This window comes from Roseateles sp. (assembly GCF_019237615.1).
GTDB lineage: Bacteria > Pseudomonadota > Gammaproteobacteria > Burkholderiales > Burkholderiaceae_C > Pelomonas.
Genome location: NZ_JAFAGT010000008.1, coordinates 1 through 15,356, shown reverse-complemented (window position 1 = coordinate 15,356; position 15,356 = coordinate 1). Strand labels below are relative to the sequence as shown.

Here is a 15,356-nt window from a genome sequence, read left to right as displayed (position 1 = left end):
TTTCAAACCGTGCGTGCGGATTTCCCGCACACGGCTTACCAGTGGTCTGTCGGCTCGCAGCATTACGCAGAACTCCCGTTGACAGGAGCTTTGCCGGAGTGGCGGATCGTCCCGCGCAGACGGTGCAATCCAAGGCGTTCGAAGCAGTCGCGGCCCCACTGCTGAGCGCGATCCGCTGATAGGTTTCGACCCGCGCGTTTGACGCGTAGGCCTCGCAGCCGCCTCACGACGTAGGCATCCACGTCGAGGAAGTGCTTGGCCGCGTCGCCCGTTTGCAAGCATCCTCCCCAGCCACGCAGCACCGGATTCAGCTCGGCGATTACGCTCCGCACATCCTGGTGCCTGCTACCCGGCGCTCCGACGCTTACCGGGACGGCACTCTCACCCGTTGGACAGGCGCAGCATGCAGCAGCTTCATTTCGCCCCTGCGGGTTCCGTGTAGCTTTTGCTTCGTGACGCACCATCCCCTGATTATCGAGGCCATGAACTCACACGCTCAGGGTCGGCGGCTCTTGATCAGGGTCGGCGGCTCTTGATCAGGGTCGGCGGCTCTTGAAGAAGGCGTTCACGGTCAGGCGCCCCAGGCCGGCCTCGTAGCCGGCGCGGCCGGCGGCCCAGCGGATATCGCCGGAGTGGAAGATGGCGCCGTCGTAGAAGATGGCGCGATTCCATTTGGCGGGTACGCGGCCTATGACCTCGAAGTAGCGGTTGCTGTCGGTCATGTAGCCGGGCGGGATGCCGTACCGGTCGCCGAAGGCACTGGCGTCCAGCGTGCTGGCGTCGTGCAGGAACTGCCGCGTGTCGGCATCGGACATCCGCGAGCGGAAGAACACGGTGCCGCCCAACTGCGCGTCCTTGAAGAGGTAGTGGACGGACGCCGAGACCATCTCGCCCGCGGCCAGGCCGGAGTCGTCGCGGTGGCAGATGCGCTGGCGTGGATCCAGCGTCGCGGCCTCCTGCGCGACGCGCGAGAAGCGGGCCGACATGCCCAACGCCGCGCCCATCCGCAGCTCCGCGCCGAGTCGGCGGCGAAAGAAGCTGTCCAGCTCGGCGGCGACTGCGTCCGGTAGCGGCAACTGCGGGCCGGGGTAGGGATGGCCGGGGATGCGCTCGAACCGCCCCGCCGCGGCCTGGGCCACGAGCGCATCCGGATCGCGCGCGAAGTCGTCGACGACGTAGACGATGGCGCCACCGTCCAGCGTCACGGTGTCCAGCCGCGCGTCGGGGTTGATGATCGCTTGCGGGACCACGGCGGGGTCGACCCCGGGCGCCGGGCAGAACTGCTGGATGAACTGCTGGTGCCTGGGCAGCTTCATCAGCGTGCGCGCCACGTCCTTGCGGATGTCGCCCAGGAAATCCGCCAGGCTGCGGTCATCCATCTGGCGCGTGATGGGATGGTGGCTGGCCGGCGTGATGCCCTGCCCCATCATGACCTGGACCCAGGAGTTCTCGGCGAACAGGTCGCCCGCGGCGGGCGTGAAGCGGGCCGTGTCGCGGAAATGCCGGATGCGGTGCTTGAGCGAGGCTGGCACGTCCATGTCGCGGCATTGGCGCCAGAAGTCGGAGTCGACGCGATTTGTGACGTGGTAGTGCAGGATGATGAAGTCGCGGATGTGCTCGATGGCGTCGCGGGCCTGGCGGTTGTACTCGTCGACGTCGCTCTGGCAGATGCCGCCCGCCGGAAACAACTCGACGAGCCGGGTCAGGCCCTTCTGGATGAGGTGGATGCTGGTGGACTCCAGCGGCTCCAGGAAGCCGCTGGACAGGCCGATGGCGACGCAGTTCTGCCTCCACACCGCCTCGCGCTGGCCCGGCGTGAACTTGATGACGCGCGGCGGGCGCAGCACCTCGCCCTGCACGTTGGCCAGCAGCGCGGCCTTGGCATCGTCGTCGCTGATGTGCCTGCTGCTGAACACGACACCGTTGCCCACGCGGTGCTGCAGCGGGATGCGCCACTGCCAGCCCCAGGGGTGGGCGATGGAGCGGGTGTAAGGCACGGGCTCGCCGACGGACGTGGTCTGCACGGCCAGCGCGCTGTCGCAGGGCAGCCAGTGCGACCAGCTTTCGTAGCGCACACCCAGCGTGTCGCCGATGAGCAGCGCCCGCATGCCGGTGCAGTCGATGAAGAAGTCGCCCGCTATCAGGGCGCCTCCGTCGAGTTGCAGTCCGGTGATGTCGCCGCTGGCGGCGTCGGTGTGGACCTGGGCGATCTTGCCTTCGATGCGCTGCACGCCCAGCTTCTCGGAGAAGCGGCGCAGATACTGGCCGTAGCGCGTGGCGTCGAAGTGGTAGGCGTAGTTGATGCCGTTGTCAGGCAGCAGCGCGAAGCGGTTGTCCAGCGCCGCACGCAGCTCCAGGCAGTAGTCGCCATAGTCGCTGGCCAGGCCGCGCTCGCGGCCTTCGAGCCAGAAATGCTGGAAGCCGGCCGTCCAGTGGCTGCTGCCGGTGCGGCCAAAGGAGTGGAAATAGTTCTCGCCGACGTTGCGCCAGTTCTCGAAGCTGATGCCCAGTTTGAAGGTGGCTTGCGTGGCCTGGATGAACTCCTTCTCCTCGAGGTCGAGGATCTCGTGCATGAAGTGCAGCGTGGGAATGGTGGCCTCGCCGACGCCCACGGTACCGATCTCCTCGGACTCGACGAGGCGGATGTCGTACTGCTTGCCCAGGCACTTGGCCAGACCGGCAGCCACCATCCAGCCGGCAGTTCCGCCGCCGGCGATGACGATGCGACGAATGGGTTGGGCGGCGGTGGTGCTCATGTCGGGCCTTATCGGTTCAGTCGGTTCAGCAGCGTTGCGCGCAGCTGGCGCGCGCCCGCTTCAGTCAGCGGCGCCAGCACGCCGCGGGCGACCGGCGGCAGGTGGGCCGCCGTCTGCTCGTCCGCGTTGAAGACGTAGTGGTCGAACAGCGCCCGCCAGGCGTCGCGCTGGGCCGGGGGCAGGTCGCGCAGCGTCATCAGCGCCAGCATCAGCGTGTTCAGCGGCGTGTCCATGTAGGCGGGGGACTGCCGCCACCAGAAGTTGACGAGGGCGCTGACGGGCGCCAGCGACTCCACGCCATGCCACCACTGGCTGGGGATGAAGATCGCGTCACCCGGCAGCAGCTCTGCCGTCTGGGCCCGCGCCAGCGCCTGCGCGTAGCGCGGGAAGCGCTCAAGGTCGGGCCGGGTCACGTCGACGAGGCTGACGGGCTGGCCCGCTGGCGTCAGGTCCAGCGGGCCGATGTAGAGGTTGGACACCTGCTCGGGCGGGAACAGCGTGAAGCGGCGTCGGCCGGCCACGACGCAGGCGATGTTGTCAGGCAGGTCGAAATGCGTGGCCACCTGCATGCGGTTGCCCAGCCACAGGCTCGCGAGCGGGTTACGGCCGGCGAGGACGGGCAGGTCGTGGTGCTGGCGCAGGCCGGGAAAGGAGGCATCCAGCTCGGTGGAGCCGAGGTAGAGCGCGTCGCGCGAACCGGCCAGCAACTCGTCCAGCAGCGACCCCAGCGTGCCGATCTCGCGCTGGAAATTGAAACCCGTGAAGTCGGCGTTGTAGAAGAAGCGCCCGGAGATCTCTGGTGCACCGCGCCACAGGCCCAGCCGGGTCTGCGCCCCGAAGCCGCGCAGGTAGCTGCAGAAGTCCGCATCCGACCGCCCAGCCGCCTGCACAAGCGGCCAATGCCGCACCAGGCCACGCAGCACCATGGGCTGCGTGGACCGCAACACCTCGGAGGGGATGGCCTCGGCGTCGACGTCGCGGCGTTCGAGCATGGCTCAGCCCTTGGCGAGGTGGCGGGCGATCAGCCGGGTGAAGTTGGACAGCGAGGCGATGGCCATGTAGATGGGCTGCAGGTAGTCCGCCTGGTGCAGCAGCCCCACGGTGGCGGCGTCCAGCGCCGCCAGCCGCTCCTCGTGGAGGATGTGGAAGCCGCGCAGCTGGCCGCGTGAACCGTCGGGGTGCTCGACGTCCAGCACGAAGGGTTCGAGCAGTTCGTGGGTCTGCAGCATCCGGACGAAGTCAGGCATGGCCTGCAGGCCCTCGTGCAGCGTGCGCAGCACGGAGTTGGCCCTCTCGATGAACTCGGTCGTGCCGCCATGCGGCAGGAAGACGGCCTCTCCCTCGGCGCCAGTACTGATGCGCGGGCTGGCCATGTCGACCATCATCCGCATCTCGTCCTCGGCGAGGCCGATGGAGAAGGGCATGCGCTGCATGGACAGCGGCAGGTAGTCGGCGTCCCAGCCGGCCTCGTCCAGGAAGAGGTTCTGGCAATCCTTCAGACCGAACAGCACCACCGGCAGGAAGCTGCCCTGGCCGTCAGGCTTGAAGACGATGGGGTAATGCGCCTGCAGCTTGCGGAACTCGTCAGGCGTCACTGGCGCCGACATCACGTCGTCGCCCCAGCGCGCCCCCCGCTGGGTGATGACGCGCAAGTCCTTGTGGGTGATGTTGTTGAGCAGTTGCAGCATGGGTTTCAGCGGGAAACTGGCGCCGGTGATTGTGGCGACGTCAGGCCGACGCCAGAGAAGGGCCACGGCCGGGCGGCCGCCCGGCAGCCGGCCCCGCAAGAGGCCGGCCGCGGGCGGCCGGGGCCATCGCTCAGAAGCGATAACGGGCACCGATGAGGTAGCGGCGCCCGGTCTGGATGGCCGAGATCAGCTGCTCCTTGGCGCGGCCGTGCTGGCGGATGTAGCCATCGTTCAGGTTCAGCAGGTCGGCCTGTATGGTCAGGTTCCTGCCGAGCTTGTAGCCGATGGACAGGTCGGCCTGGCCGTAAGCCTCGGTGTAGACAGGGTTGTTGCCCGCCCCGTCGAAGCGTTGCGCCAGGAAGTCGCCGCGCCAGTTGTACGCCGCGCGCACCGACCAGGTGTTGTCCTCATAGAAACCCACCAGGTTGGCCGAGTCGCTGACGCCCGGCAGCGCGGACTGCGGCGACGTGATGTTGGCGTTGTCGTACTTCAGGCCGGTCTTCACCCAGGTGTAATTGCCCGAGATGCCGAAGCCGCTATTGCCGAACATGTGCTGGAAGTTCAGCTCCAGGCCCTTGATGTTGTCGCCGGCTTCGTTGGACGGCTTGGTGACCGTGAACTGCAGAAGCGGATCGCTGGCCAGGCCCGTGATGGTGCCGAGGATCTCGACATCGGTCAGGGGGCTGGTGGCGGTCACGCCGGGCTGCCCGTTGTAGGTCTTGAAGATGTAGTTGCGAATGCACAGCGGCTGGGCGTTGGCGCCGCAGGCCGCCTGCGCGGCCTTGTAGTAGGCACCGCCGATGGGCGTCGTCAGGCCCGGCACGGTGGCGATGTAGGTCGAGGTGCCGATGAAGTTGCTGACCTTCTTGTAGAAGGCAGCCGCCGCGACATAGCTGGATTTGGCGTAGTACCACTCGGCCGAGAAGTCCAGATTCTTGGACTTCAGCGGCTTGAGGGTCGGGTCACCGGTCGAGCCGGTGCCACCGCCGGCATTGGCCACCGAGTTGAAGTTCACGCCGCCCAGCAGCTGGTCCCAGCCCGGCCGGCCGATGTTCTCGCCGAAGCTGGCGCGGACCTTGACGTTCTCGGCCACGTCGGCGTCCCAATCGATGCTGGGCAGCCAGTACGAGTACTTGCCCGACTTGGTACCGAAGGTGGTGCCGGCCGAACCGAGGTTGATTTCGTTCTGCGTTCCCCAGGTCGACCCGGAGCGCGTCACCACCTGCGAGGCGGAGTCCACCTTGGTACTCTCGTAGCGCAACCCGACCGACAGGTTCATCGGAATGGCGGTGTCGAAGGCGTGGTCCCACTGGCCGAAGGCACTGGTGGACTTTTCGGTCGTGCGCCAGTCGTTACCCAGCGTGTAGTCGGGCGACGCGGCGAAATAGGCCTCGGCCTGGGCCTGGCTCAGGCCGCGCTCCTTCATCAGCGCCTTGATCGACGCGGCGCGCAGGCTGTCGAAGTCGGCGAGGTAGAAATTCTGGAACTGGCGCGAATCGCCGCTGCCGGGGATGCGGCTGAAGAAGCCGGGCAGGTTCTCGGTGAAGACCTTGACGTTGTTGTAGTCGCCGTTGGTTCCGCGCACGCCCACGCCGCCCCAGTCGTTGTGCTGGTTGTTGTAGCTGGCGGCGCGGTTCTTCACCTTCGTGAAGCCCAGGCCGGCGATCAGCTTGCTGTCGGCGTCGAGGCGATAGCTGCCACGCGTCTGGAACTGGTCGACGGTCTGATCGCTGAGGTTGTTGACGAACTGGGAGCCCGTCAGCTGGAGCTTGGTCGGATCCAGGCTGGCATTGCCGGCACCGGGCAGGCTCAGGATGGGGAACCGCTGGTCGTAGTACGCGACCGCATTGCCCTGGTTGAACAGCCCCAGGTCCATCGTCGAGTAGGTGCCGTAGGGGCTGTTCGGGTTGGTGCTGGACGTGGAGTGATGGGCGTCGAAGTCGAACCTCAGGGCCTCGCTGATCTTCCATTCGGTATTGAAGCCGGTGGAGTTGAGCTTGGACTTCTGGCCGTACTTGCCGGTGTTGATGGCCAGGTCGTGGTCACCGGTCGGGAACAGCGCGGTCTCCACCACCGGCGTCGCCACCGGGCCGCTGCTGAAGGTGGTGGGGCCGAACGAGAAGTTGAACCAGCTCGACAACTCCGCGTTCTTCGCGTTGATGGTGTTGGTCGCCATCGTCTGGTCGACGGTGAACTTCAGGTCCTTGCTCGGCGCGAACTGCAGCGTGACCTGGCCGTTGACGCGCTCGCGCTCCAGCGCCGTCAGCGAGTAGCGCATGTCGACCGAGGTCGAGTACAGGCCGGATGGGCGCTGCGCGACGGGCACCGTGCCCCAGTCGCCAGAGGTCGGCGTGAAGGTGCGCCAGCCGCCTTGCGTGTAGGCCATGTTGGAGCCGGAATCGCGCTTGGAGTAGCTGCCGCTGACGGCGATGCCTATGGTGCGGTCGGCGAAGGTGTCGCTGTAGATGCCGGAGATCTCGGGCGTCACCTTGTCGCCCTTGAAGGAATCGGGCAGACGGCTGTTGGAGCCGTCGAAATTGGCCTTGACGCCTATGCTGGCGACGCGCTCGCGCAGGTCCAACGGACGCGCCGTCTTGACGTTGATGGTGGCGCCGATGCCGCCGGTTGGGGATTCGGCGCGGCCGGTCTTGTAGACCTCCAGGGCAGAGATCGAGTCGGACGACAAGTTGGCGAAATCGAAGGCGCGCGAGCCGCTTGCGCCGGCGTTCAGGTTGTTGATGACGGAGGTCGGCATCTGCCGGCCGTTCAGCAGCACCATGTTGAAGTCGGGGCCGACGCCGCGCACCGTGACCTTGGAGCCCTCGCCGCTCGGGGAGCGATCGATGGACACGCCGGCAATGCGCTGCATCGACTCGGCCAGGTTGGTGTCGGGGAACTTGCCGATGTCCTCGGCCACGATGCCGTCGACGAGGCCGCGCGATTCGCGCTTGAGCGTGACAGCGCTGTCAAGCGACTTGCGGATGCCGGTGATGACGACCGTCTCCAGCGATTGAGGCGACGTGGCCGGTGCCGCGGCACCGGCCTGCTGGGCCTGCACGGCGGCGGCGCCCGTCAGCAACGCAACCGAGGACGCCCATGCGACCGGCTTGAGCCGGCGCGCTCGCTGCGCCTCACGCCGGATCCTGGAAATCTGAGGATGTTTCATTTGTCTCCTTGCTTGCTCTGGCGGCTCACGACCGAGCCGATTGACGAAGTTTTTATCGCTGACGGTCGTCAACTTTGGTAGCGATATCAATGCGCTCCAAAAAAGAGGAAACCCGTGACGCCGGGCCTACTGTATTTTCTGACTCTCTCTGCTTCGCTAGGGTTTGCGCGAGTCGATGCTAGGGATTTGCGCAATCCGCAACATCGCTCCCACCCTTTGTGCACAACGATCAACCGGCCATTTCCAGCGCGGCTTCGTGCCTCTGCCAAGCAAGACTGGTAGCGGTCTCAGCTGTGTAGCAAAAGAGATCGACTGACGTCGAAAACCAAAATAGACAACGCTGTCTACGATAGACGATTACGAGATTCGATTCAATGCTTGGGCGGTCTGTGGTTTTCCCGCAGCACCCCCTGCCGGGCCACGCGTCGAGTCTGGCCAAGACGCCCCGGCAAGCCCCGCCCGCCACGCTGCAGCGCCCTGCCCAGCCGCGCCACCGATCGCGCCGTACTTTCGCAATGCGAGCTTCGCGATGCTCGAAGACGTCGGCGCCGCAACAGGGTCCGGACCGGGGGGCCGCCGCCCTCGACACCGACCGCTCGAGACCTGCCACGCCCATGGCCGGCAGGGCATGTCGCCATGCCACGCCGCAGCGCCGGCAATCCACGCCACCGCTGCCGCGGCAACGCCCGCCCCCGCCTTCCCGGCGCCCGCGCGGGCGCTTGGCGCGCCCTCCCAGGAGCCCGTTTCGGCGAAGAAACTGCTAGAGTCATATCAAGGTAATTTGGTTACCTCTCCTATAGCAATTCCTCCTCGGACGACCCGCCATGCCCTCACGAGCCGCCCCTGCGCGCAGCGATGCCGACAAGAACGAACCCCTGGTTGCCGACATCCGGCTGCTGGGTCGCATCCTCGGCGACGTCATCCGCGAGCAGGAGGGCCGCGAGGCCTATGAGCTGGTCGAGCGCATCCGCCAGCTGTCGGTGGCCTACCGCCACAAGCATGACAAGGAGGCCGGCAAGCGTTTCGACAAGCTGCTGAAGAGCCTGTCCGGCGAGCAGGCCGTCAGCGTCATCCGCGCCTTCAGCTATTTCTCGCATCTCGCCAACATCGCCGAGGACCGCCACCACATCCGCCGCCGTGACGTGCACGAGCGTGCCGGCAGCCTGCAGCCGGGCTCGCTGGCCTATTGCCTGGAGCATCTGCACGAGGCCGGCGTCCGCCCGACCGAGATCGCCGACGTGCTCAAGCGCGGCTTCATCTCGCCGGTGCTGACGGCCCACCCGACCGAGGTGCAGCGCAAGAGCATCCTGGACGCCGAGCGCGCCGTCGCCGGCCTGCTGGAGGCGCGCGACCGCGCGGGAACCGAGCGCGAGCTGCGCGAGACCGAGAACCTGCTGCGCGCGCGCATCACTCAGCTCTGGCAAACGCGCATGCTGCGCTACTCCAAGCTGACCGTGGCCGACGAGATCGAGAACGCCCTCTCCTACTATCAGTCAACCTTTCTGCGCCAGATCCCCAAGCTCTACGCCGAGCTGGAGGAACACCTGCCCGGCGAGCACCTTCCCAGCTTCCTGCGCATGGGCCACTGGATAGGCGGCGACCGCGACGGCAACCCCAACGTCGGTGCCGTGACGCTGAAGCGCGCCATGCAACGCCAGAGCGAGGTGGCACTGCGCCACTACCTGACCGAACTGCACGAGCTGGGCGCCGAGCTGTCCATCTCGCTGCGCCTGTCCGGCGTGTCGCCGGACATGCAGTTGCTTGCGGAGCGCAGCCCCGACCAGAACGCCCACCGCATGGACGAGCCCTACCGGCGCGCGCTCACCGGCATGTACGCCCGCCTGGCCGCCACGCTGCAGGAGCTGACCGGCACCGAGGCGCTGCGCCACGCCATTGCGCCGCAGGACCCCTACCGCGGCCCCGAGGAGCTGCTGGCAGACCTGCGCACCATCGAGGCCTCGCTGCGGGCCCATCATGCCGAGGCGCTGATCGCGCCGCGCCTGGCGCCGCTGATGCGCGCGCTGCAGGTCTTCGGCTTTCACCTCGCCACGCTGGACCTGCGACAGAGCAGCGATCAGCACGAGCTGGTGCTGGCCGAGCTGCTGGCCACGGCCCGCATCGAAGGCGACTACGCCGCACTGGACGAGGCCGCGAAGCGCGAGCTGCTGCTGCGCCTGCTCAACGACGCCCGCCCGCTGCGCGTCATCGGCGCCCGCTACACCGACAAGACGCTGGGCGAACTCGCCACCTTCGAGGCCGCCCGCGAGGCCCTGGCCCGCTTCGGTCGCGAGGCGCTGCGCCACTACATCATCTCGCACACCGAGTCGGTCAGCGACCTGCTGGAAGTGGCCTTGCTGCTGAAGGAAACCGGCCTGCTGCGCGGCGTGCTGACCGAGTACGCGGTCAGCGACCTCATCATCGTGCCGCTGTTCGAGACCATCGGCGACCTGCGCGTCGCGCCGGAGATCATGCGCGAGTTCTACGCGCTGCCGGGCGTGCGCGGCCTCATCGACCGTTCGGGCGGCGAGCAGGACATCATGCTGGGCTACTCCGACAGCAACAAGGACGGCGGCATGTTCACGTCGTCCTGGGAGCTGTACCGCGCCGAGATCGCTCTGGTCGAGCTGTTCGACGAGCTCAAGCGCGTGGGGCCCATCACGCTGCGCCTGTTCCACGGCCGCGGCGGCACCGTGGGCCGTGGCGGCGGCCCCAGCTACGAGGCCATCCTGGCCCAGCCCCCGGGCACCGTGAACGGCCAGATCCGCCTGACCGAGCAGGGCGAGGTCATCGCCTCCAAGTACGCGCACCCCGAGATCGGCCGCCGCAACCTGGAGACGCTGGTGGCCGCCACGCTGGAGGCCACGCTGCTGCACCCGACGCAGAGCGCACCCAAGTCCTTCCTGCAGGCCGCGCAGGCGCTGTCGGACGCCAGCTTCGCCGCCTACCGGGGCCTGGTCTATGGCACGCCGGGCTTTGCCGACTATTTCTTCGCCAGCACCCCCATCCGCGAGATCGCCGAGCTCAACATCGGCTCACGCCCGGCATCGCGCAAGGCCACGCGCGCCATCGAGGACCTGCGCGCCATCCCCTGGGGCTTCTCCTGGGGCCAGGCCCGCGTGGCGCTGCCCGGCTGGTGCGGCTTTGGCTCCGGCGTCGAAGCCTTCCTCGGCGACGAACCGGCCCAGCGCGCCAAGAACCTGGCCCTGCTCAAGCGGATGCACAAGGGCTGGCCCTTCTTCCGCGCGCTGCTGTCCAACCTCGACATGGTGCTGGCCAAGACCGACCTTGCCCTGGCCGAGCGCTACGTGGAGCTGGTGGAGGACAGGAAGCTCGGCAAGCGCATCTTCACGGCCATACGCGCCGAGTTCGAGCGCACGCAGGCCACCCTCGGCCTCATCACCGGCGACGCCAAGCGCCTGGCGGCCAACCCCTCGCTGGCCCGCTCCATCGAACACCGCTTCCCCTACATCGACCCGCTCAACCACCTGCAGGTCGAGCTGATGCGCCGCTACCGCCGCACGCAGGCCGACGACCCGGCCATGGAGCGCGTGCAGCGCGGCATCCACCTTTCAATCAACGGCATCGCGGCGGGCCTGCGCAATACCGGCTGAGGGCGCCGACTAGGGCCGCAGCTCCAGCGTCTCGCCGACCATGCGCACGCGGTCGCCGACGCGGAAGTTCGGCGCTTCGGCATAGACGACGCTGCGCTGTGCGCCGTCGTTCATGCGCACCACCACCTCGTACTGCGTGCGCTCGTTGTGGCGCTTCTGGATCTCGCGGCCCAGCAGCGCGCCGCCCACGGCGCCGGCCAGGCCCGCGACCGTGCGGCCGTCGCCCTTGCCGAACTGGCTGCCGACGACCGCACCCAGCACGCCGCCGGCCACGGTGCCCAGCACCCGGCCCTCGCCGTCCACGGTGACGGCGTTCACCGCCTGCACGATGGCGCAGTCACGGCAGCCGTCGGCGCGCCGCGACATGAAGTTCACGCCCGCATAGGCATCCGGCACGCTGCTGCGCACGCTGCGGTCACCGATGCGCAGCTGGGCCACCAGCGGCTGCCCGGTGTCCACCCAGGCGCCCTGCGGCAGCACATAGGTGCCGGCGTACTCGCCGGGGCGCTGCTCATCCAGCACGACGTTGCCGGCCTGGCTGCCCTGCAGCTGCACGGAGGCCTGGCCGCCGGGCGCGCCCCGCACCGTGTAGCGCAGCGCCTCGGCGCGGTCGCGGCCCGGCTCGCTCGCGACCGCCACCGACTCGATCACGGGCATGGGCGCCGCCGCGTCCGGCAGTGTCCAGCCGACCTGCAGCGCCTCGCCCAGCTGGGCCGTCGCGACGCGGTTGTCGCGCCGCAGGTTGGCATGCACGCGCGACTCCGGCCCGATGCGGTCCGAACGGCCGACGATGTAGCTGCCCTGGTAGCGCCCCGGACTGGTCTCGTCCAGGCGCACGGTGCGCCGGCTGCCGTCGATCTGCAGCAGCACCGTCGCGCCGGCCGTGCCCCAGACCGTGAAGTTCAGCTCGGCGCCCGGCTCCAGCCGGTCCACCGGTTCGACATCGAAGCCGGTCACGCGCACGGGTGCGGCGTCGACGATGCTGCTGGCTTGCGCCCAGGCCGCATCGGCCAGGAAGGGAGGAACGGCTGCCAGCAAGCAGGCCAGCGCCGTTGCCAAGATTTGCGTCGAAGGCCTCATGGGGCATCTCCTTTGTAGGAAGGCCACCCAGCCTAGGCCCGCGAGCTCCACACCAGATGTCGGCCCCGGAGCTACGCGCAGGTAGGCACAGGCCTACAGCAGGGATGGTCGGCGTCGTTCAGCGGGGCATCGATGCCCTCACCGGCAGCCGCGCTCGCGCGGAGGCCAGCCCCCATGACGAGACAGCTCGGAAAGCTGCTGGCCCAGGCGCGCAAGATTGGCGCAGCTGGGCACCTCCATCGCGCCCACGCTCGCATCGCCCATGATCCGCACGCCCGCTCAAGATCCTCGCCGGACCTTGCCGACGCCGCTGAGTTCGATCCACTCCGGCTCCTGCAGTGCAGCCCCTTGGGGTCGCGGCGCCGCGGCAGCCGCAGGGCTCGCCAGCTCGTCGAACGGCAAAAGCCACCAAGCCAGCACGGCGGCGCCCGGCGCCATCGAAGCCATCACGCCCAGCCTCAGGTCATCCCTGTCTGCCATCGGCTCAGCGTGCCGCCGTCGCGGCGCCAGGCCGCGATGCGGACGATGCCGGCAGCAGCGACAGCGCCAGGGCCAGATCACCCAGGTCGGCGCGTTGCACCGAGACATCGTTGATCCGCACCATGGAGGCGCAATCCAGCCCGCCTTCAAATGACCGATCGAGCAGCGCGTTCTGCGCGGCCTTCAGCGTCGCGGCGTCATAGGCCTGCTGCTCTGGCGGCACACCGGCACGCTCGGCCACTGTTTGCGCCATCAGGGCCTCGCCCAAGTTCGTCGCTGCAGCCAGGACCTGACGCGCCGCGGTCCGGCAATGCGGCAGCCGCTGTGGGCGCCGCAGCCCCTCCCCACGGCAGGACTTCAGCAGGGATCCGTACTCGATGGCCCAGGTGGCCGCGTCCATGCCGATGACCTTGAAAAGCGCTTGCGCGCGCGTAACTGCATCGGGTATCAGCTCCGCCACCGGGGCGACCTGCATCTCCAGCAGGTTGGCGCCGCGGGACAGCTGCGGCCGCGCGGCGGCCTCCGCCAGCGCCTCGTCCGCCGCCGCCGCATCACCCCGCTGGTTTGCCTCGGCCAGCAGCCACAACCAGGGTCGTGCATCCGTGGGGTCCAGGACCGCCCAGCGCTGCCCGCTCAGCCGGGCGCAACTGGGCGCACCCCCTCCAGGACCGCCCAGCGCTGCCCGCTCAGCCGGGCGCAACTGGGCGCACCCCCGCCAGCAGTCGATTTGCCGCAGGCCTTCAATGCCATCTGGTAGGCCATTGCATCGCCGCCACGTTCGGCCAGCATGGCGGCGCCTTCGACGTCGCTCATCAACAGCCGCGCCGCCACCTGCTGGCGCTCGCCGCCGGCCGCCAGGCGCGCGGCCACGCTCACCAGCCCGGCATCCGCGCGCCCCTCCAGCTCGGCCTCCCGAGCCTGCACCCAAGCCTTGGCGCCGACGATATCGGCCAGCCAGCGCTGCAGGACCTTGGGCGTCACATGACCGATGCCGCAAACCTCCAAGCCCTCCGGCGGGATCTCCATGCCGGCCCATGTCGAGCCGGCACCGGGCGCCGCAGTGGACGACGCGGCCGCGGCGACGGGCGGCACGGTCGAGGCGGCGTCCGCCGCGTGCGGCCCCCCTTCCTGAGGCGCTGGACGCAGCGTCGCCGTCGAAGCGCCGACACCCCCGGAGGACAGGCGCCAAGCCGCACTGCCAAGGCCCCATGCGACCAGGATCGCCGCGAAGCCAGCGGCCCAGCGCAGCCAGTTCAATCGGCCACGCGCCTCGCCTGCCCGGCGAGCGCCTCACGCACCGCCGCCACCTGGCGGCGCGACACCGCCAACCATTCGTCCACATGCACGATGCGCACGGCCCAGCTGTCGGCCGCCTCGGCGGCGTCGACGCCGTCAAGGTCGCCGAAGCCGGTCGGCGCATGGCGCTCCAGCTCGCGGACCGCCCAGCGCGCCACCAGCGCATTGCGGTGCACGCGCAGGAAGCGCTCGCCCAGGCGCTGCTCCAGCTCGGACAGCGCCCCATCCATCACATGGCTTTCGCTGGCGGTGCGCAGCGTTAGGTACTTCAGCTCCGCCTTGAAATACAGCACCTCGGCCAGAGGCACGCGCAGCAGGCGTCCGCGGTCGGCCAGCGTGACGAAGTCAGCAGGCTCGGGCGCGGCCGGCGCGTCCTGCGGCAGCGCGGACTGCACCGCCGCCCGCTCGGACCGGCGCTGCGCGGCACGGGCCAGCGCCGCCTGCAGGCGCTCGCGACGCACCGGCTTGGTCAGGTAGTCCAGCGCCTCCAGCTCGAAGGCTCGCAGCGCGTGCATGGCATGGGCCGTCACGAAGATGACGAGCGGCGCCGGCAGGCCTGGCTGCACTGCCTGGCGCTGGGCCAGACCGTCGGCAAACTGCAGGCCGTCGGCGCCGGGCATCTGCACGTCCAGCAGCACGACGTCGCAACCGTGCTCGCGCAGCCAGGCGGCGGCCTGCGAGGCCGTTGCCGCCTCGGCGGCGACCTCGCAGCGCGGCTCCTGGATGGCGTCGACCAGGCCGCGCAGGCGCAGGCGGGCCAGGGGTTCGTCGTCGACGATGAGAACGCGCAGCGCAGAGGTCATGAGGGCACGAGTATCCGCAAGGAAAAACGCTGCTCGGCGGATTCGATGTCGAAGCGCGCCGCCACGTCGTGCATCAGCCGCAGGCGCTGGCGCACATTGCGCAAGGCCAGGCCGTGGCCGGCCGTACGGGCCGGCGCGCCCACGCTGTTGACGATGCGGATCTCGACCTCGTTACCGCGCCGCGACGTGCGGACCTCGAGCTCGCCGCCCTCGTCATTGGGCTCGATGCCGTGGCGCACCGCGTTCTCCACCAGCGGCTGCAGCAACAGGCGCGGTAGCGGGTAGCCGGCAGGCAGGTCGTGCAATTCGCGGCGCACACGCAAGCGTTCGCCCAGGCGCAGCTGTTCGATGTCGAGATAGCGCTCGACCAGGCCCAGCTCCTCGCCCAGCGTGCCGTCGCGCGTGCTGTGCTCGCCCAGCGCAGCGCGGAACAGTTCGGACAGATCCTCCACGGTGCGTTCCGCCGCGGCCGGATC

11 protein-coding genes are annotated in these 15,356 nt (G+C 68.8%); 1 reads left to right on the top strand and 10 read right to left on the bottom strand.

Annotated elements, in window-relative coordinates; translation table 11 throughout:
• Nucleotides 1–62 precede the first annotated feature (62 nt).
• The 5 genes from JOY88_RS23055 to JOY88_RS01590 all read right to left on the bottom strand — a co-directional run bounded on the left by JOY88_RS23055 (nucleotide 63) and on the right by JOY88_RS01590 (nucleotide 7,610).
• Nucleotides 63–464, bottom strand: coding sequence for a group II intron maturase-specific domain-containing protein (locus JOY88_RS23055; protein WP_367269776.1), 402 nt, complete (start codon nucleotides 462–464; stop codon nucleotides 63–65).
• A gap of 72 nt (nucleotides 465–536) precedes the next feature.
• A complete protein-coding gene (locus JOY88_RS01605; protein ID WP_367269775.1) occupies nucleotides 537–2,756 on the bottom strand; it encodes a DUF6445 family protein in 2,220 nt (739 codons plus the stop codon).
• An 8-nt stretch (nucleotides 2,757–2,764) separates the two neighbouring features.
• Entirely contained in the window at nucleotides 2,765–3,748 is a 984-nt protein-coding gene (locus JOY88_RS01600; RefSeq protein WP_293499785.1) for a cupin-like domain-containing protein, read from the bottom strand.
• A 3-nt stretch (nucleotides 3,749–3,751) separates the two neighbouring features.
• A complete protein-coding gene (locus JOY88_RS01595; RefSeq protein ID WP_293499784.1) occupies nucleotides 3,752–4,444 on the bottom strand; it encodes a SapC family protein in 693 nt (230 codons plus the stop codon).
• Nucleotides 4,445–4,574: 130 nt separating this feature from the next.
• Nucleotides 4,575–7,610 carry a TonB-dependent receptor gene (locus JOY88_RS01590; RefSeq protein ID WP_293499783.1) on the bottom strand — a complete coding sequence of 1,012 codons (3,036 nt, stop codon included), beginning with the start codon at nucleotides 7,608–7,610 and terminating at the stop codon, nucleotides 4,575–4,577.
• An 824-nt stretch (nucleotides 7,611–8,434) separates the two neighbouring features.
• Here JOY88_RS01590 and ppc point away from each other — a divergent pair.
• Nucleotides 8,435–11,221, top strand: coding sequence for a phosphoenolpyruvate carboxylase (ppc, locus tag JOY88_RS01585; protein WP_293499782.1), 2,787 nt, complete (start codon nucleotides 8,435–8,437; stop codon nucleotides 11,219–11,221).
• A gap of 9 nt (nucleotides 11,222–11,230) precedes the next feature.
• Here ppc and JOY88_RS01580 read toward each other — a convergent pair whose 3' ends face one another.
• The 5 genes from JOY88_RS01580 to JOY88_RS01560 form a co-directional block, all read right to left on the bottom strand.
• Nucleotides 11,231–12,301: an outer membrane lipoprotein gene (locus JOY88_RS01580; protein WP_293499781.1), complete on the bottom strand. Its 1,071-nt coding sequence runs from the start codon at nucleotides 12,299–12,301 to the stop codon at nucleotides 11,231–11,233.
• Between the two features lie 484 nt (nucleotides 12,302–12,785).
• Entirely contained in the window at nucleotides 12,786–13,367 is a 582-nt protein-coding gene (locus tag JOY88_RS01575) for a hypothetical protein (protein ID WP_293499780.1), read from the bottom strand.
• Nucleotides 13,368–13,414: 47 nt separating this feature from the next.
• Nucleotides 13,415–14,038: a hypothetical protein gene (locus JOY88_RS01570; RefSeq protein WP_293499778.1), complete on the bottom strand. Its 624-nt coding sequence runs from the start codon at nucleotides 14,036–14,038 to the stop codon at nucleotides 13,415–13,417.
• Nucleotides 14,035–14,880, bottom strand: a complete 846-nt coding sequence (locus JOY88_RS01565) for a LytR/AlgR family response regulator transcription factor (RefSeq protein WP_293499776.1) — start codon at nucleotides 14,878–14,880, stop codon at nucleotides 14,035–14,037. Before JOY88_RS01565 ends, JOY88_RS01570 begins: the two co-directional genes overlap by 4 nt.
• A partial coding sequence (locus JOY88_RS01560) for a sensor histidine kinase (protein WP_293499774.1) occupies nucleotides 14,877–15,356 on the bottom strand: 480 nt, incomplete at its 5' end. The genes JOY88_RS01565 and JOY88_RS01560, both read right to left, overlap by 4 nt.